This window comes from Psychroserpens sp. (genome assembly GCF_045105015.1).
Lineage (GTDB): Bacteria > Bacteroidota > Bacteroidia > Flavobacteriales > Flavobacteriaceae > Psychroserpens.
This window is the reverse complement of the sequence record NZ_JBGCCX010000181.1, coordinates 1-17,356: the sequence shown is the minus strand read 5'-3', so window position 1 is coordinate 17,356 and position 17,356 is coordinate 1. Positions and strand designations below refer to the sequence as shown.

The window sequence follows — 17,356 nt, the reverse complement described above, 5'->3', positions numbered from 1 at the left end:
TGTAAAACCCTTTGTAATCTTCATCTTTTAATTCTGTTGGTTGTTTCGTCCAAGCAGGATTAGGGTTATTTATAATGTTATCAACTGTGATTTGTTTGTGAGGCTCTGTTGTTTCTTTACCTTCAGCATCAGTTGTCGTTTTTGGAATGAATTCAGGATCATTGATTTCCTTTGTTCCAAATTTAATTGGAATAGGCATGAACTTATTGTACTTTAATAATAATTCACTAATGCGACCTTCTTCTAGGAATTCTGTAGAATCTTCAGCAATATGAAGTACGATTTCTGTGCCTCTTTCTGATTTGTCAGATTCTACTAATGTGAATTCAGGAGAGCCATCACAGGTCCAATGTGCTGCAGGTTCATTTTTGTGAGATTTTGTAATGATCTCAACTTTTTCTGCAACCATAAATGCCGAGTAAAATCCTAATCCGAAATGACCAATGATTCCAGCATCTTTTCCAGCATCTTTATATTGATCTAAAAATTCTTCAGCGCCAGAAAATGCAACCTGATTGATGTATTTTTCTACTTCGTCAGCTGTCATTCCTAGACCTTGATCAATAATATGAAGCTTTTTTCCTTCCTTATCAATTTTAATTTCGATTTTCGGACTTCCATATTCGCTTTTAGATTCACCAATACTTGTTAAGTGTTTTAATTTGAGTGTTGCATCTGTTGCATTACTAATCAACTCACGTAAAAATATTTCGTGATCGCTGTATAAGAATTTTTTAATGAGCGGAAATATATTTTCTACCGATACATTAATGTTCCCTTTTGTCATGATATGTATGTTTTTAATTTAATTATTAAGATGATTTTGTAATGACAAAAAAAGTACCAAGACGGATAAGGTGACAAACTGACATTTTTTAACTTTTAATTGAGATTTAGTTTTTTGGAAGTAGAGCGTTATATTTTGTACTTTGCTTATTCTTTAATATTCGAAAAAATGTACAATTCCAAAATAATAGGCTTAGGGCATTATGTTCCTGACAACGTGGTAACTAATGATGATCTATCAAAAATGATGGATACTAATGATGAATGGATTCAAGAGCGAACAGGAATTAAAGAGCGTCGCTGGGTTAAACCAGGTTCAGATGATACAACAGCAACAATGGGAGTGAAGGCTGCAAAAGTAGCTATAGAACGTTCAGGAATTGATAAAAATGATATTGATTTTATCATATTTGCGACCTTAAGTCCAGACATGTATTTTCCTGGCCCAGGAGTTCAGGTGCAGCATGCATTAGGAATTAAAACGGTTGGAGCATTAGATGTTCGAAATCAGTGTTCAGGTTTTGTGTATGCTATTTCTGTTGCTGATAATTTTATTAAGACAGGCATGTATAAAAACATACTTGTTATTGGTAGTGAATTACATTCTTACGGTTTAGATAAAACCACACGAGGAAGAGGCGTTACTGTGATTTTTGGTGATGGAGCAGGAGCAGCAGTTTTAAGTAGAGAAGAAGATGTTAGCAAAGGAATTTTATCAACACATTTACATTCTCAAGGTGAACATGCTGAAGAATTGGTTTTGATTGCGCCAGGAATGGGGAAGCGCTGGGTTAGTGATATTTTGGCTGAAAATGATCCAAATGATGCAAGTTATTTCCCTTATATGAACGGTCAATTTGTATTTAAAAATGCTGTGGTTCGATTTCGCGAAGTAATTATGGAAGGTTTAATGAAAAATAACCTTGAAGTTGAGGATATAGATATGCTCATTCCACATCAAGCTAATTTACGTATTGCACAATTCATTCAGCGTAAGTTTAAATTAGAAAATCATCAGGTGTTTAATAATATTCAGAAATACGGTAATACGACTGCTGCATCTATACCAATTGCTTTAACTGAAGCTTGGGAAGAAGGTAAAATAAAAGAAGGTGATACTGTAGTTTTGGCTGCTTTTGGTAGTGGTTTTACTTGGGGAAGCGTGATTATGAAGTGGTAAAAAAAATCCGAAACTTTTCAGTTCCGGATTTCTTCCGCTATTAACCAATTCTCACTAACACTAAAACTATAACAGTGATATGTTAAACTGATTAATTTTAAAACTTATCACATATACATAGACGCTGTTTTTTCTGTTTTATTATATCAAAATTCACTTTTAACGTTAATTAACATAAAAAAGTCCGTAGTTAATAAAAACCACGGACCATATGCCATTATCAATTTAAAAACTTTGTTAGAATAAGGGCTAACTTATGTAAAGGTTTAAATTAGTCGTAATTAGTACTTAAACATTACATACATGATTGGTTTTTAATAATATCATATAAAAAAACCCGAAGCTTTTAAAGACTTCGGGCTGAACATTTAATAACCAGACTTAACACTAACCATCAACTATTATGTAGGTTATTAAATGCATAGATTTTTAAGATCTAAAGAAATCCTCCGCTTCCAGATGTTTCATTATTGTCTCTGTTTTTACGTCTAAGCGCTCTATATTTTCCACCACCAAATCGGTAAGCTAAAGAGATATTCCAAGTATTACTTTCCCAATTGAATTCACCTACTTGAGGGTAAGGTCTATCACCTTCAAATTCAAATTTCATCGTATTTAAAATATCGCTGTAGTTAAAGCTAAACGTTGCTCTTTCATCTTCTAAGAAGCTATATCTAAGTCCAGTGTTAACCATAAACATCGGTTTTCTGGTAAACTGCAATCCTTTTTCTTCACCTCTATACATAGTGAAAACGGATAGGTTTAAACGTTTGGTAGCTTTAAAATTGTTAAACAGTCTAAAGTTGTATACAATGTTGTCTACTTCAATTGTGTTTCTTGCAATATCAGAAGTAGTAGCCATATCTATTGGTTGAGTTAGCGTTTCTGCAATCCCTTTTTGTTTTCTTGCAAACAAATCAAAACTTGCATTAAAACTCCACCACTTTGTAGGTCTGTAGTTACTACTTAATTCAACACCAAAAGCAGTGGTGTTTTCAAAATTGTCATAGGTTAATATGTTTTTATTAAGATCTAGCTGGTCGATAAAAACAGCTCTATTAATTTCGTCTTCTACTAATCTAAAAAACACACCACCAGTAATACTTCCTTTTTCTAGTTTTCTAATGTAATTGAATTCTACAGAATTTGTAAACTGCGGTTCAAGATTGGTGTTTCCGAAAGAAGAAATTAAAGGTGTACTCCATTCTCTAATAGGATTTACTTGTTGTAAACCAGGTCTGTCAACGCGTCTGCTAACACTCATTTGATAGGTGTTCTTTTCACTAGCAGTATAGGTTACAAATGCTGAAGGATATATTTGAAAATAATCATTTTCAAATGGGTTATCCTCAAGTCCATTAACCGATTGACTCAAAGCCGAAGCATCTTCTGAAACAGATTCCGCTCTTGCTCCAACTTGGTAACTCCATTTCTCAAAGGTTTTACCATATGTAACATACAATGAATAAATATCTCTTTTGTAGGTAAAATCTGTACTGGGTGTTGGTATGAATTCATCACCATTATTAGGAACCATATCTTGTAATGGGTTTACAGAAAGTCCAGTAGAATTATAATCTATATTAGTTTCAAACAAACGTATTTCACCACCAACTTCTAGTTTAGTATTTTCGTTTAGTGGATTAGTATAGTCTAAATTAATTACTGTTTGATCTCTATCAGTGTCTACAAAATCTGTATAATTTGGAGGGAAAGGGATATTTGTAAAGCTGAAATTTGCAATTTCGTCTTGACCAAATACACTATAGTCAACTTCTAAATCTAATGTTTCTCCTTCTTTGCTAAACTTATGGTTGTAAATTCCATTGTATTGTGAGACAACATTATCAATATCATTAAAAAAATCTTGAATCTGTAAGGGTTGATTAATAAATTGAACTCCAGTTATGCCATCATTTGCGCCTTCATACAAGTTTTGATTTGTAAAAAAAGAAAATGTATTATTATCATTCATGTAAAAATCGACACCAACTTTATATAAATGTGATTTGTTCTTGTTTTTAGAATCAAAAGTTTGAACAGATCCATCATCTAAACGATCAATAAAACCATAGTTTGCATTGTTTCCTATATTGTTTCCATAGTTTCCAAAGAAATTAAATTTCCCATTTCGGTAATTCATGTCAATCGAACTATTAAATTTTGCAAAAATCTCTTTAGTTACTCCAACATTAATATTTCCATTAAAGCCAATATTAGTGTTTTTATGTAGTATGATATTAATGATACCACTCATCCCTTCAGGATTATATTTTGCTGAAGGATTTGTGATTAGTTCAATTTGCTTAATCGACGTTGAAGGTATTTGTCTCAAAAGTTGTGCAATTGGAACATTTGATAATTTACCGTCAACCATCACACGAACATTCTCATTACCACGTAAACTAATGTTACCTGTTTGTTGATCGACGTTTACCGAAGGAAGGTTGTTCATGATGTCACTAGCTGTGGGTCCAGATGTCATTAAATCTTTACCGACGGTAATAACTTTTCTATCGACTTTTTGTTTGATTGTTGTGACTTCCGCAACTACAGTAACTTCATCTAAACTTGCAATATCTTCTTCAAGAAAGATATCACCAATGCTTACTTTATAATTGCCTTTACCAATTGTTATAGTTTTTGATGTAGTTTTAAAACCAATATATTGAATACTAAGTGTGTGAGTCCCTTCAATAACATTTTCAATTTCAAATGTTCCGTCCTCTAAAGTAATTCCTCCTGTAATAGTGTTGTTTTCAGAGTCCTTAATAATAACATTTACGTAAGGTAGTGGTTCTTTTAAAGAAGCATCAATGACACGGCCAGTGACTGTGCCTTCTCTAGCTTTCAAATTTGTTGTGGAGTTTGCATATGTAATTACTGAAAATAATAACATACACCAAAGTGTAATTTGTTTCATTTTTTTTGATTGATTGAGTTAAGATTTATTCTTATCAGAATAGGTTGTTACCACATAGACGCTTATTTTTGGGTTGTGTTACTCGATTTAACACTACTTAACATCTTTTTAACAAACACAGCTTTTGTTTTAAGACAAAACCATTAAAAAGCAAATTATAATTATTGAATAAAACTTATGTCAAAAAAAACGTTAGTTATTGGTGCATCATTAAAACCACAGCGCTATTCTAATATAGCTATCAATAGATTGGTAAATAACAAACAAGAAGTTGTTGCTTACGGATTAAGAGAAGGTAATGTTGCAGGTATTGAAATCGATACAAAGTTATTGCCATATCAGGATATTCACACAATTACCTTGTATTTAAATCCTCAACGTCAGAAAGCATTTTACGATTATATTATTTCTTTAAATCCTGAACGTGTGATTTTTAATCCAGGCACTGAAAATTCAGAGTTACAGGATATATTAAAACAAAACAAAATCTTTTTTGAAAAAGCTTGTACTTTGGTGCTTTTAGGAATTAATCAATACTAATTTTTGTTTTCTTTGAAATAAATAAAAGGCCAATAAAGGTTAAAAGACCATTGATGATTAAAATTTCAAAACCTATTTTGTAGCCATTTAATAATTCTGCCGAATACATATTAATGACATAAGATACCAAAGGTGCTATGATGGCAATTATCCAAACGTAACGATCTTTAATATGTTTTTTAGTTAATATTCCGAAGGCAAATAAGCCAAGTAAAGGTCCATAGGTGTATCCAGCGGCTTTAAATAATTCCCAGATTACTGAAACATCTTTAAAAAGTAAATCAAATAAAACAATAACAATAACAAGTATCACACTAAATAGAACGTGGATTTGTTTGCGCACTCTTTTTTGATCTTGTTTTGGTTTTTTATTTAATTCAATAATGTCAATACAAAATGAAGTTGTTAAAGAAGTAAGTGCACTATCTGCACTACTATAAGCTGCTGCAATTAATCCCAATAAAAAGAATGCTGAGGTGATTACTCCAATTTCAGGAAGCATAGCAATAGTTGGAAATAAATCATCCTTGTTTGCAGTAATTCCATGTTTTGCTGCATATTGTGTCAATAATAGACCTAAGGTTAAAAATAAGATGTTTACAAAGACTAAAATAATACTAAAACTCACCATGTTTTTTTGAGCTTCTTTAAGATTCTTACAGGTTAGATTTTTTTGCATCATATCTTGATCTAAACCATTTATGGTTATTGTAATGAAGATTCCTGCTAAAAAGCTTTTGATAAAATATTGCGCATTATTTCCATCTTCAAAAAAGAAAACTTTACTGAGTTTGCTGTCTGTAACATTATAATAAATTTCAGAAAAACCACTTAAATCTAAAGCAGTCGCTAAAAAAGAAATAGTAACAACCACAGAAATTAACATGAAAAGTGTTTGAAGTGTGTCTGTAAAGATGATAGTTTTAATACCACCTCTGAAAGTGTACAACCAAATTAATGCAATTGTAATGATTACAGTAATAGGAAAGGGTATTGAAAAATTATCAAAAATTAGCAGTTGTAAAACTTTTGCCACCAAAAAAAGTCTAAAAGCAGCTCCAACTGTGCGTGAAATTAAGAATGCTACTGAACCAGTTTTATAGCTTGTGTTTCCAAATCGTTCTTGAAGGTATGTATAAATTGACGTTAAATTCATCTTATAGTAAAGAGGAAGCAATACATAAGCGATAATCAGATATCCAAAGAAGTAACCCAATACCACTTGAAAATAACCAAACTGATTAGCTTCAACAGCGCCAGGTACAGAAATAAATGTAACGCCAGATAGTGAAGCTCCAATCATTCCAAAGGCTACTAAATACCAAGGAGCAGATTTATTTGCTTTAAAAAAGGCTTCATTTGAATCTTCTTTACCTGTGAAATATGAAATTAAAATAAGTACACTAAAATAGGCAAGAATGAGTAAAATAATGGCGTTCGTCGACATAATTTGAGTTTTAACAGATTTTTTTTTCGAAAACCTTATCTTTACAAAAAAAATTGATAACAATAATAGGTAATTTATTACAATAAACTTGTGTTCTCAACTAGAGATTACATGTTTAATTGTAGTAATAGTTATTTGTTTATTTAACGCTATTTAAAATGAAAAACCGAAACATTCTAATCATTTTTTTATTGGCATTTAGTCTGTCATGGTCTCAAGAATTTAGGGAAATGATAGCTAAAGGGACTTACACGGTTCAAGAAATTCAGCAAAGTGCTGAAGCCTATTTTGCTATCGTTGGAACCGAGCGTGGTAAAGGTTATAAGCCTTACAAGCGTTGGGAATATCAGGCATTACTTGATATGGATGAAAACGGAATGCTACAAACACCAGAATTCTATTTCAATGAATTAAATAATTACAATAACTACATTAATCAAAATTTCGGACTTGCAAGAACTACTGTTGGTACATGGGAACCTCTAGGTCCAGATTATTGGAACCAAACATCTGGATGGAATCCTGGTGTTGGTAGAATTACCTCTATTGCTGTAGAACCATTAAATCCAAACCATATAATTATTGGCGCACACACTGGAGGAGTCTGGAGAACAGTTGATGGTGGTGTAAATTGGACAGTGCTTACAGATAATCTTTCTAATTTAGATGTTACATCTCTTGCTATAGATCCTTCTGATTCAACATCATATTTTTGGGGTTCAAATGGAGGAACAATTTTTAGATCAACCGATTCAGGTGCAACTTGGAATTTTTATTCTGATACAGGTAGTGGGTCAGTAAATAAAATACTTATAGATCCTAATTCTACAAATAAAATGTATTGCTCAGTTGAAGGAGGAGGGATTTTTAAATCAACCGATACTGGACTTAATTGGACTTTGATAAATGACGCTGCTACAAATGGTTTTGATGTAGAATTTAAACCTGGTGATACAAATACAATTTATGCGTCTGGAAATCAATTTTTTACTTCAACTGATGGAGGAGTAAGTTTTCAAACTCCTGATGCATTATCACAATGGACTCAAGAAAATGTTTCTGGATCTAATAATTGGACAGCCACAGGATCAAATCAAAATGGTACTGTTACTGCTAGAACAGGTAATGGAATGGCACTATGTTATGTAAATGATTTTTCTTCTCCGGTTACTAATTTAGTGACGCCTAGTTTAAATCTTTCAGGCGCATCACTTCCAATTTTGAATTTTTATTATTCTAATGTCAACTGGGAAGGGGATATAGATACTTTAAGAGTGCTCTATAAAACATCTTTAGCAGGTAATTGGATAGAAATAGCAAGTTATACAGCTGAAACTCCTAATTGGACTAATGTTATTTTAAGTCTTCCAAATGGGAGTTCAGACTATTATATTGCTTTCGAAGGGACTGCTAATTTCGGACGAGGCTTAACAATTGATGATGTGTCTGTTCAAGATGCAGCATTGGGTACTGTTTTTCAAGATGGATTCGAAGTGACATCAAATTCTTTTTCGGGCGGACCAAAAATGATTGGTGTTACAGCTGATAACCCTAATGCTGTTTATGTACTTGAAGCTTCGAGTGGATTGTTTAAAGGTCTTCATAAATCTACAGATAGTGGAAACTCATTTGCTGAATTAGATCATACAGATAAAAATTATTTTGGTTACAGTTCCTCAGCTGATGATTCCTCTGGTCAAGCTCCAAGAGATATGGATATTGTAATTAATCCTGAAGATGAAATGGATGTCCACATAGCTGGTGTCTTATCTTGGCGATCTATAGATGGAGGAAATAATTTTAGCATTACTTCTCAATGGGTCCCTGGCACTGCAGCTAGCGAAAATATTGGTTATAACCATGCAGATATTGATATCATGGAATACGTAGGGAATCCAACTGATGGATACAAGTTATATACAGGTACTGATGGTGGTATTTTTGTTGCTGACGATCCTCTTAATGTATCAAGCTCTTATTATCGTGACTTAACTCCAGGTCTAGGGATTAGACAATTCTATAAAATAGGAATCAGTCAAACTGACCCAGTTATTGTAACTGGAGGCTCTCAAGATAATGGGACATCTGTTTATGGTCAAGATGGTATATGGAGAGATTGGTTAGGTGCAGATGGAATGGAATCTTTTGTTGATAAGACCAATCCAGATATTTTATACGGAACATCTCAGTTTGGAACACTTTACAGATCGATAAGTGGTGGAAATAATCAAAATAATATAAGTTCTCCACTAGATAAAAGTGGAAATTGGATTACACCATTTGAACAAGATCCAGTCATACAAAACACCATTTATACAGGTTATGATGAAGTTTATAAGTCAACAGACTCAGGAAATAACTGGGTGTCAATTTCGCAAAACTTTGGTGGGAACCTTAATCATTTAAAAATTGCATCAAACGGAATGACCATGTATGCTTCTAGAGGTGGTGATTTATATAAAACAATTGATGGAGGCGCAGGAGATTGGCAAGAATTAACAGGTTTTAATGGATCAATCAATTCGATTGCAATTCATCCATCAAATCCAAATAAAATAGCAATAGCTACTACAAATTCAGACAAAGTATATGTGTCTACTGATGGTGGAAATAATTGGAGTCCTTATAGACTTAATCTGCCTAATTTTAGTGCTCGTGCATTGGTGTGGCAAGACAATGGTAAAGATGGTCTCTACTTAGGAATGAATTATGGAGTGTTTTATATAGATAATGATTATTCAGAATGGCAACCCTTTAGTAATAATCTCCCTAATGTGAGAATTAGTGAGCTTGAAATCAATACAGCTGATAATAAAATTTATGCAGGAACCTTTGGACGTGGACTTTGGCGTTCTAATTTATTTGATAGCACTTTAAGTATTGAAGGTTTTGAATTGAATTCAATAAAGATGTTTCCTAATCCAGCTAAAAGCCTAATAAATTTATCATGGAATAAAGGAGAGAAAGTGGCTGTTAAAATATATAACTCAATAGGAAAACTAATGTATTATGCTAAAAATCAAACATTATTAAATCCCTTATCAATTGATACTTCATTTTTTAATTCAGGATTATATTTTGTAACTATTAACAGTGTAAATGGAGTTGTTACTAAAAAACTAATTATTGAATAGTGTTTATATAAACAAATAGTAAAAGCCATTTTCTATATCGAAAGTGGCTTTTTTTGCTACATATTAAATTGTAATTTAGCATTTATGGAATTTTCTTCAAAGCTACTCGAAAATGCAGTTAACGAAATGTCACAATTGCCAGGAATTGGAAAGCGAACAGCATTACGTTTGGTACTGCATTTATTGAGGCAACCAGAATCACAAACGCTCAATTTAGCTCAATCTTTAAATGCTATGCGAAGCAAAATCAAATTTTGTAAAAGTTGCCATAACATTAGTGATACAGACCTTTGTGAAATTTGTGCAAATCCGCATCGCGTTGAAGATACTATTTGTGTTGTAGAAGATATAAGAGATGTAATGGCAATTGAAAACACAAGTTCTTTTCGAGGTTTGTATCATGTTCTGGGTGGAAAAATTTCTCCAATGGATGGTATCGGCCCAAATGAGCTTAATATAAAATCTTTAGTAGATAAAGTAAAACAAGGACATATAAAAGAACTCATTTTTGCATTAGGTACAACAATGGAAGGCGATACGACTAATTTTTATATCTATAAACAAATACAAGGTTTTAAGGTTATTACATCTACAATTTCTAGAGGTATTTCTGTCGGAAATGAGTTAGAATATACAGATGAAGTAACACTCGGAAGAAGTATACTTAATAGAATACCATTTGAAGTATCTTTAAAATCATAAATTTTATTTGAAATTATCAGTCATCATATTGAACTACAATGTTCGTCATTTTTTAGAGTTGTGTCTGAAGAGTGTCGAAGCTTCGTTAGTAAATATTAATGCTGAAATTATTGTGGTTGATAATCAATCTTCAGATGATAGTTGTGATATGGTTAAGCAATTATTTCCTAACGTGAAACTTATTCAAAATAAAGAGAATTTTGGGTTTTCTAAAGGGAATAATATTGGTGTTGTTAAAGCAAAAGGCGAGTATTTATGCATTTTAAACCCTGATACAGTTGTAGCGGAAGACACTTTTGAGAACATATTAGAATATATTGAATATGAATCTCAAATAGGAATTTTAGGCTGCAGACTTATTGATGGTCAAGGTTCTTTTTTACCCGAAAGTAAACGGTATGTTCCTACACCATCTGTGGCCATAAAAAAAATGTTAGGACAAACTGATTCTTATTATGTTAAAACTTTAGACGAATTATCCTTTGGTAGAGTTCCTATATTAGTTGGAGCATTTATGGTAATAAAGAAGAAAGTTTATAATGAAGTTAATGGCTTTGACGAAGACTATTTTATGTATGGAGATGATATAGATTTATCTTATAAGGTTGAAAACTTAAACTATCATAATGTGTATTATGGAAAAACTACCATCATACATTTTAAAGGCGAAAGTACATTGAAAGATAAAGTATATGCCAAACGCTTTTATGGTGCCATGCAGATTTTCTATCAAAAATATTTTAAATCAAATATTCTATTTAATACTATGGTTTGGTTTGGAGTTCATTTTGCAACTTGGTTTCAGAAACCATCAAAATCATTCGAAAGTAATCCTAAATATATTGTGTATGTTTCAAATCGCACTAATAAGTCATTAGATGATATATTTGGAGAAAAGCTCACAATTGTGAACCAATTTAATAAATACGCAAACGATACAGAATACATTTTAGATAACAATCATCTCAGTTTTAAGTCAATCATCGAAATCTTATCAAATACACCTAAAAATTGTTCAGCAACTTTTAAAATTCTACCAAAAAATTCTAACTTTATCATCGGAAGTAATAGCTCTAAAAGTAGAGGAGCTGTTATTCAGCTAAGCAGCAATTAATTGAAAAAATCGCAACGATTGTTTTGATTTTTCATTAATTTTGCAATCGTTAAACAAATTATTGACGCTAGATTACAGATATGGCAAAATTTGAACTAAAGCTTCCTAAAATGGGAGAGAGTGTTGCAGAAGCAACAATAACATCTTGGTTAAAAGAAGTAGGCGATACTATAGAAGCAGATGAAGCAGTTTTAGAGATTGCTACAGATAAAGTAGATAGTGAAGTTCCTAGTGAAGTTGATGGTGTTTTAATCGAAAAGTTATTTGAAGTCGATGACGTTGTTCAGGTTGGTCAAACGATCGCTGTTATTGAAATTGATGGAGAAGACAGTAGTTCATCTGAAGCTCCAAAAGTTGAAAAAATTCAAGAAACACCTGCTGTAGCCGAAGTTGCCAAAGCAGTTGTAGCAGCTAAAGAGAGTATTGCTCCAATAGTGAATTCAGGAGAACGCTTTTATTCGCCTTTAGTGAAAAATATCGCAAGACAAGAAGGGATTTTTCAACCAGAATTGGATGGTATTCCTGGTACAGGAAAAGATGGACGTGTTACTAAAAATGACATGTTATCTTATATAGAAAACAGAGGATCTCAGACTCTAGAAACTCCAACAGCTTCAAAAGCGGTAGAAGCTCCTAAAGCAACTCCTATTAAAGCTACAGAAACGAAATCAAAACCTGCTCAAGTCGCTGCAAGTGGAGATGATGAAATTGTAGAAATGACGAGAATGGGCAAACTAATTGCGCATCATATGGTTGAATCTGTTCAAACTTCAGCTCATGTTCAAAGTTTTATTGAAGCAGATGTAACTAAAATATGGAATTGGCGTAAAAAAGTTAAAGATGAATTCTTCAAAAGAGAAGGAGAAAATTTAACCTTTACTCCAATCTTTATGGAAGCAGTAGCCAAGGCACTACGTGATTATCCAATGATGAATATTTCTATTCAAGGGGATAGTATTATAAAGAAAAAACATATTAATTTAGGAATGGCTGCAGCGTTACCTGATGGTAACTTAATTGTTCCAGTAATTAAAGATGCTGATCAGTTGAACCTTGTTGGAATGACCAAAAAAGTGAATGACTTGGCAGGCAGAGCAAGAAATAATGCTTTAAAACCAGACGACATTCAAGGAGGAACCTATACAGTAACTAATGTTGGAACTTTTGGTAGTATCATGGGAACACCAATTATTAATCAACCTCAAGTAGGTATTTTAGCATTAGGCGCCATTAGAAAAGTGCCTGCTGTTGTTGAAACTGCAGAAGGTGATTTTATTGGTATTCGTTATAGGATGTTTATGTCACACTCTTACGACCATCGTGTTGTTAATGGAGCACTTGGTGGACAATTTGTTAAAGCTGTTAAAGATTACTTAGAAGCATGGGATTCTGATAGAGAAATCTAATAAATCTTTCAAAAATAATTCAATTCAACAATAAATATATAAGCACAATTTTTCAAGTTGTGCTTTTTTGTTTATTCTAAGTATCTTTACCCAAAAATTAGACTAATGCAGCTCAATCTAACAAAGCCCATCTGTTTTTTCGATTTAGAAACCACAGGAATCAATATCACTAACGATAGAATTGTAGAAATTTCAGTCCTAAAAGTACATCCAAACGGAAAGGAAGAAACATATACACAACGTGTGAATCCCACCATTCCAATTCCATATATAGTAACACAAGTTCATGGTATTTCAGATGCAGATGTAGCTGATAAGCCAACCTTCAAAGAAATTGCTAAAGACGTTTATAATATGATTAAAGATTCCGATTTAGGAGGTTTTAATTCTAATCGTTTTGATATTCCGCTTTTAGCAGAAGAAATGCTTCGTGCTGAGATAGATTTCGATATGAAAAATCGACAATCTATTGATGTGCAAACCATTTTTCATAAAATGGAGCAACGTACATTAAGCGCAGCTTATAAATTCTATTGTGATAAAAACCTCGATGATGCTCATAGTGCCGAAGCAGATACAAAAGCGACATACGAAGTTTTAAAAGCGCAGTTAGATAAATATGAAGAGCTTGAAAATGATTCTAATTTTTTAGCTGAATTTAGTTCTCGTAAGAAATTTGCAGATTTTGCTGGATTTATAACATATAACAAAGAAGGTGTAGAGTGTTTCTCTTTCGGAAAGCATAAAGGTAAATTAGTTACCGAAGTCTTAGAAAAAGAACCTGGTTATTTTGGCTGGTTACTCAATGCCGATTTTCCTCTATACACTAAAAAAGTGTTGACTTCAATCAAATTAAGAGCGTTTAATAACAAGCTCTTATAATTAGTCTAAAAATTAACCATCTAAAAGTCTAATCATGAAATTGATTTGCATTGGTCGAAATTACACAGAACATATAAAGGAGTTGGAGAATGAAAAACCGACTGATCCTGTTGTATTTTTAAAACCAGACACCTCAATATTGTTAAAAAAGCAGCCATTTTTTATTCCCGATTTTTCTGAAGAAGTACATCATGAGGTTGAAATATTGGTTAAAATTAATAAAGTAGGAAAGCATATTTCAAAAAAATTCGCTCATAAATATTATGATAAAATAGGTCTAGGTATTGACTTCACAGCTCGAGATTTACAAGCTAAGTTAAAAGCTAAAGGTTTGCCTTGGGAAAAAGCGAAAGCGTTTGATGGTGCTGCTGTCATAGGAGAATGGCTCCCTAAACAAGATTTTGATGATGTGAATAATATTAATTTTAGCTTGTATAAAAACCAAGCAGTTGCCCAACAAGGTAATACCAGTTTAATGTTGTATAAAATTGACGAAATCATAGAATATGTCTCGAAATATTTTACTTTAAAGATTGGAGATATTATCTTTACGGGAACACCAGCTGGAGTTGGCAAAGTTATTGCTAATGATAAATTAATTGGATTTATAGAAGACAAACAAGTGTTTTCAATAACAGTAAAATAAATGGAATTAAATTACAAATTATATAGAGTACGTGAATTAGCTGATAACGATATGGATTTCGTTAAATCATTAGCTGAAGCTTTCTTGGAAGAAGTACCAGTAGACGCAGAACGCCTCAAAGTAGCAGTAGCTGAAAAAGATTACTACAATACGTATCAAGCTGCTCACAAAATGAAACCAACCATAGACTTATTTGAACTAGGTGTTCTTCAAGATCTTATCGTTGTTCAAGATTGGGGTAAATTTGAAAAGGCAGGTGAAGATTGCTCTAAAGAATTAGAATTAGTACTTTCAGCTGTTGAGAAAACAACTGCAGAACTAAAAGAAGATTTCAATCTATAATGCAAGCGGAAATAATTACCATTGGTGATGAGATTCTCATCGGTCAAATCGTAGATTCAAACTCGGCATTTATAGCAAAACAATTTAATAAAATTGGAGTTTCTGTGTATCAAATCACGTCTGTTCAAGACGATAGAACACATATTTTAAAAGCTTTAGCTGAAGCTGAAACTAACGCTGATATCGTTGTTCTTACAGGAGGTTTAGGTCCAACAAAAGATGATATTACCAAAAAAACAATCGCAGATTATTTTGAAGACTCCTTAATTGAAGATGTTTCGGTTAGAAAGAATATTGAGCATATTTGGCAAGTTTATGTTAAAAAACCTATCATGCAAGTCAATTTAGATCAAGCGTTGGTGCCTTCCAAAGCTTTCGTTTTGATGAATAAATTTGGAAGTGCTCCTGGTATGTGGCTTGAAAAAAACAATACAGTATTCATATCGCTTCCTGGTGTACCTTTTGAAATGAAAGCCTTAATAAAAGATGAAGTGCTCCCTAAATTAAGGACACGTTTTAAATTCCCATACATACAACACAAAACATTTCTAACTTATGGTTTAGGCGAGAGTACTCTGGCTGAACGTATTGAAAATTTTGAAAATGAATTACCAGATTTTATTAAGTTAGCATATCTCCCAAGTTTAGGACGCGTGCGGTTGAGATTATCTGCAAAAGGAAATGATAAAACGGTTGTTGAAGCTGAAATGCAAAAGCAAACAGATAAATTATTGCCTCAAATTCAAGATATATTTTCTGGTTTTGAAGAAGATATTTCAATTGAAGCAATTATTGGTAAGTATTTAACAAAGCAAAGAAAAACAGTTGCAACTGCTGAAAGTTGTACAGGTGGTTTGATTGCTGAACGATTTACTGTTAATGCAGGAGCTTCTAAATATTTTAAAGGAAGTATAGTAAGTTATACTAAAGAAACTAAGATTAATGTTTTAAAGGTTTCTGAAGATTTAATTGAAACATATTCAGTTGTTAGTGCTGAAGTCGCAGAAGCTATGGCTAAAAATGCATTACTATTATTAAACACAGATTATGCAATCGCTACAACAGGTAATGCAGGACCAACAACTGACGAAACAGACGAAGGTGTGGGAATTGTATATATTGCGATTGCCACAAAAGACAAAGTGTATTCAGAACAATTTAGCTTTGGAAATCATCGTGTTAAAGTGATAAATAAAGCCTCAAACAAAGCCTTTGAAATGCTACAAAAAGAAATTTTAAAAAAGTAGTGCTTTTAGTTTGTCGTTATTGTAAAGATTTCTTAAATTTGCACCCTGTTTTGCAGAAACATAATTTAAAGTTAGAAAGAAATGTCAAGAGTTTGTGAACTTACAGGAAAAAAAGCGATGGTTGGAAACAACGTATCGCACGCAATGAATAAAACGAAACGTAAATTTAATGCCAATTTAATTAAGAAGCGTTTCTTTATTCCTGAAGAAGATAAGTGGGTAACTTTAAAAGTATCGACTTCAGCATTAAAGACTATCAATAAAATTGGTATCTCAGCTGCAATCAAAGAAGCTAAATCTAAAGGATTTTTAAAATAATAGCATAACGCTTAAAGTCACTTAAAATGGCAAAAAAAGGAAATAGAATACAGGTAATATTAGAATGTACAGAGCACAAAGAGTCTGGGCAACCAGGAACATCTCGTTACATTACAACAAAAAACAAAAAGAATACGCCAGATAGAATGGAGATTAAGAAATTTAATCCAATCTTAAAGCGTATGACTGTTCACAAAGAGATCAAATAATAAAAGTATAGAGTCATGGCAAAGAAATCAGTAGCATCATTACAAACAGGATCTAAAAGACTTACTAAAGCGATCAAAATGGTAAAATCACCAAAAACTGGCGCTTACATGTTTGTTGAGTCAGTAATGGCACCAGAGTTTGTCAATGATTTTTTAAACAAAAAATAAATTAAACATTCTTGTGTTTAATGCAGAGCTGCTTTCATATTTGAAAGCAGTTTTTTTATGTCTATATTTGAGTTTTATTCTGTCATAATAGCAGAAATTAAAGTTCGGCGCGACATTTGACCACAATCAACCAAATAAGTATTACGAATGAGTTTTTTTAAAAAAATATTTTCTTCAGAAAAAAAAGAAACCTTAGATAAAGGTTTAGAAAAATCGAAATCATCGTTTTTTTCAAAATTAAATAAGGCTGTAGCTGGAAAATCTAAAGTTGATGATGATGTTTTAGATAATCTAGAGGAAATTTTAGTGAGT

General features: G+C 32.3%; 16 protein-coding genes and 1 pseudogene. 14 read left to right on the top strand and 3 right to left on the bottom strand.

Annotation, left to right across the window (positions count from 1 at the left end; all coding sequences use genetic code 11):
* A partial coding sequence (locus tag AB8B90_RS13820) for an ATP-binding protein (RefSeq protein ID WP_405338065.1) occupies window positions 1-787 on the bottom strand: 787 nt, incomplete at its 3' end.
* A gap of 168 nt (window positions 788-955) precedes the next feature.
* Here AB8B90_RS13820 and AB8B90_RS13815 point away from each other — a divergent pair.
* Window positions 956-1,966: a 3-oxoacyl-ACP synthase III family protein gene (locus AB8B90_RS13815; RefSeq protein ID WP_405338062.1), complete on the top strand. Its 1,011-nt coding sequence runs from the start codon at window positions 956-958 to the stop codon at window positions 1,964-1,966.
* A gap of 436 nt (window positions 1,967-2,402) precedes the next feature.
* Here AB8B90_RS13815 and AB8B90_RS13810 read toward each other — a convergent pair whose 3' ends face one another.
* Window positions 2,403-4,889 (bottom strand): outer membrane beta-barrel protein, encoded by a 2,487-nt coding sequence (locus AB8B90_RS13810; RefSeq protein ID WP_405338059.1) that lies wholly within the window; start codon window positions 4,887-4,889, stop codon window positions 2,403-2,405.
* Window positions 4,890-5,066: 177 nt separating this feature from the next.
* Between AB8B90_RS13810 and AB8B90_RS13805 the strand changes: the two genes are divergently transcribed.
* Entirely contained in the window at window positions 5,067-5,429 is a 363-nt protein-coding gene (locus tag AB8B90_RS13805) for a CoA-binding protein (protein WP_405338056.1), read from the top strand.
* On the opposite strand, the gene AB8B90_RS13800 is transcribed toward AB8B90_RS13805, so the two are convergent.
* Window positions 5,416-6,876, bottom strand: coding sequence for a sodium:solute symporter (locus AB8B90_RS13800; RefSeq protein ID WP_405338053.1), 1,461 nt, complete (start codon window positions 6,874-6,876; stop codon window positions 5,416-5,418). The two genes, AB8B90_RS13805 and AB8B90_RS13800, sit on opposite strands and share 14 nt — an antisense overlap.
* Before the next feature lie 158 nt (window positions 6,877-7,034).
* Here AB8B90_RS13800 and AB8B90_RS13795 point away from each other — a divergent pair, with 158 nt between their 5' ends.
* The 12 genes and pseudogenes from AB8B90_RS13795 to AB8B90_RS13740 all read left to right on the top strand — a co-directional run.
* A complete protein-coding gene (locus tag AB8B90_RS13795; protein WP_405338050.1) occupies window positions 7,035-10,010 on the top strand; it encodes a T9SS type A sorting domain-containing protein in 2,976 nt (991 codons plus the stop codon).
* A gap of 84 nt (window positions 10,011-10,094) precedes the next feature.
* The gene (recR, locus tag AB8B90_RS13790) at window positions 10,095-10,712 is read left to right on the top strand and encodes a recombination mediator RecR (RefSeq protein WP_405338047.1); all 618 of its coding nucleotides are present in this window, start codon (window positions 10,095-10,097) and stop codon (window positions 10,710-10,712) included.
* 7 nt (window positions 10,713-10,719) lie between these two features.
* Window positions 10,720-11,826 (top strand): glycosyltransferase family 2 protein, encoded by a 1,107-nt coding sequence (locus AB8B90_RS13785; RefSeq protein WP_405338044.1) that lies wholly within the window; start codon window positions 10,720-10,722, stop codon window positions 11,824-11,826.
* An 80-nt stretch (window positions 11,827-11,906) separates the two neighbouring features.
* Window positions 11,907-13,232 (top strand): dihydrolipoamide acetyltransferase family protein, encoded by a 1,326-nt coding sequence (locus tag AB8B90_RS13780; RefSeq protein WP_405338041.1) that lies wholly within the window; start codon window positions 11,907-11,909, stop codon window positions 13,230-13,232.
* Window positions 13,233-13,337: 105 nt separating this feature from the next.
* Window positions 13,338-14,114: an exonuclease domain-containing protein gene (locus AB8B90_RS13775; protein WP_405338038.1), complete on the top strand. Its 777-nt coding sequence runs from the start codon at window positions 13,338-13,340 to the stop codon at window positions 14,112-14,114.
* Between the two features lie 34 nt (window positions 14,115-14,148).
* Entirely contained in the window at window positions 14,149-14,760 is a 612-nt protein-coding gene (locus AB8B90_RS13770) for a fumarylacetoacetate hydrolase family protein (RefSeq protein WP_405338035.1), read from the top strand.
* Window positions 14,761-15,102, top strand: a complete 342-nt coding sequence (locus AB8B90_RS13765) for an Hpt domain-containing protein (RefSeq protein ID WP_405338032.1) — start codon at window positions 14,761-14,763, stop codon at window positions 15,100-15,102.
* Entirely contained in the window at window positions 15,102-16,349 is a 1,248-nt protein-coding gene (locus AB8B90_RS13760) for a competence/damage-inducible protein A (protein WP_405338029.1), read from the top strand. The genes AB8B90_RS13765 and AB8B90_RS13760 overlap by 1 nt, the downstream gene beginning before the upstream one ends.
* 81 nt (window positions 16,350-16,430) lie before the next feature.
* Entirely contained in the window at window positions 16,431-16,667 is a 237-nt protein-coding gene (rpmB, locus tag AB8B90_RS13755) for a 50S ribosomal protein L28 (RefSeq protein WP_091426519.1), read from the top strand.
* Window positions 16,668-16,693: 26 nt separating this feature from the next.
* Window positions 16,694-16,876 carry a 50S ribosomal protein L33 gene (rpmG, locus tag AB8B90_RS13750; protein ID WP_007648529.1) on the top strand — a complete coding sequence of 61 codons (183 nt, stop codon included), beginning with the start codon at window positions 16,694-16,696 and terminating at the stop codon, window positions 16,874-16,876.
* A gap of 15 nt (window positions 16,877-16,891) precedes the next feature.
* Entirely contained in the window at window positions 16,892-17,044 is a 153-nt protein-coding gene (locus tag AB8B90_RS13745) for a DUF4295 domain-containing protein (protein WP_008271041.1), read from the top strand.
* Window positions 17,045-17,191: 147 nt separating this feature from the next.
* Window positions 17,192-17,356 (top strand): annotated as a pseudogene (locus AB8B90_RS13740) (signal recognition particle-docking protein FtsY); the annotation flags it as partial.

What these genes read in the sequence shown, in the direction of transcription:
- AB8B90_RS13815 (WP_405338062.1), top strand. Translation starts at nt 956, where the DNA reads ATGTACAATTCCAAAATAATAGGCTTAGGGCATTATGTTCCTGACAAC.
- AB8B90_RS13810 (WP_405338059.1), bottom strand. Translation starts at nt 4,889, where the DNA reads ATGAAACAAATTACACTTTGGTGTATGTTATTATTTTCAGTAATTACA.
- AB8B90_RS13805 (WP_405338056.1), top strand. Translation starts at nt 5,067, where the DNA reads ATGTCAAAAAAAACGTTAGTTATTGGTGCATCATTAAAACCACAGCGC.
- AB8B90_RS13800 (WP_405338053.1), bottom strand. Translation starts at nt 6,876, where the DNA reads ATGTCGACGAACGCCATTATTTTACTCATTCTTGCCTATTTTAGTGTA.
- AB8B90_RS13795 (WP_405338050.1), top strand. Translation starts at nt 7,035, where the DNA reads ATGAAAAACCGAAACATTCTAATCATTTTTTTATTGGCATTTAGTCTG.
- recR (WP_405338047.1), top strand. Translation starts at nt 10,095, where the DNA reads ATGGAATTTTCTTCAAAGCTACTCGAAAATGCAGTTAACGAAATGTCA.
- AB8B90_RS13780 (WP_405338041.1), top strand. Translation starts at nt 11,907, where the DNA reads ATGGCAAAATTTGAACTAAAGCTTCCTAAAATGGGAGAGAGTGTTGCA.
- AB8B90_RS13775 (WP_405338038.1), top strand. Translation starts at nt 13,338, where the DNA reads ATGCAGCTCAATCTAACAAAGCCCATCTGTTTTTTCGATTTAGAAACC.
- AB8B90_RS13770 (WP_405338035.1), top strand. Translation starts at nt 14,149, where the DNA reads ATGAAATTGATTTGCATTGGTCGAAATTACACAGAACATATAAAGGAG.
- AB8B90_RS13765 (WP_405338032.1), top strand. Translation starts at nt 14,761, where the DNA reads ATGGAATTAAATTACAAATTATATAGAGTACGTGAATTAGCTGATAAC.
- AB8B90_RS13760 (WP_405338029.1), top strand. Translation starts at nt 15,102, where the DNA reads ATGCAAGCGGAAATAATTACCATTGGTGATGAGATTCTCATCGGTCAA.
- rpmB (WP_091426519.1), top strand. Translation starts at nt 16,431, where the DNA reads ATGTCAAGAGTTTGTGAACTTACAGGAAAAAAAGCGATGGTTGGAAAC.
- rpmG (WP_007648529.1), top strand. Translation starts at nt 16,694, where the DNA reads ATGGCAAAAAAAGGAAATAGAATACAGGTAATATTAGAATGTACAGAG.
- AB8B90_RS13745 (WP_008271041.1), top strand. Translation starts at nt 16,892, where the DNA reads ATGGCAAAGAAATCAGTAGCATCATTACAAACAGGATCTAAAAGACTT.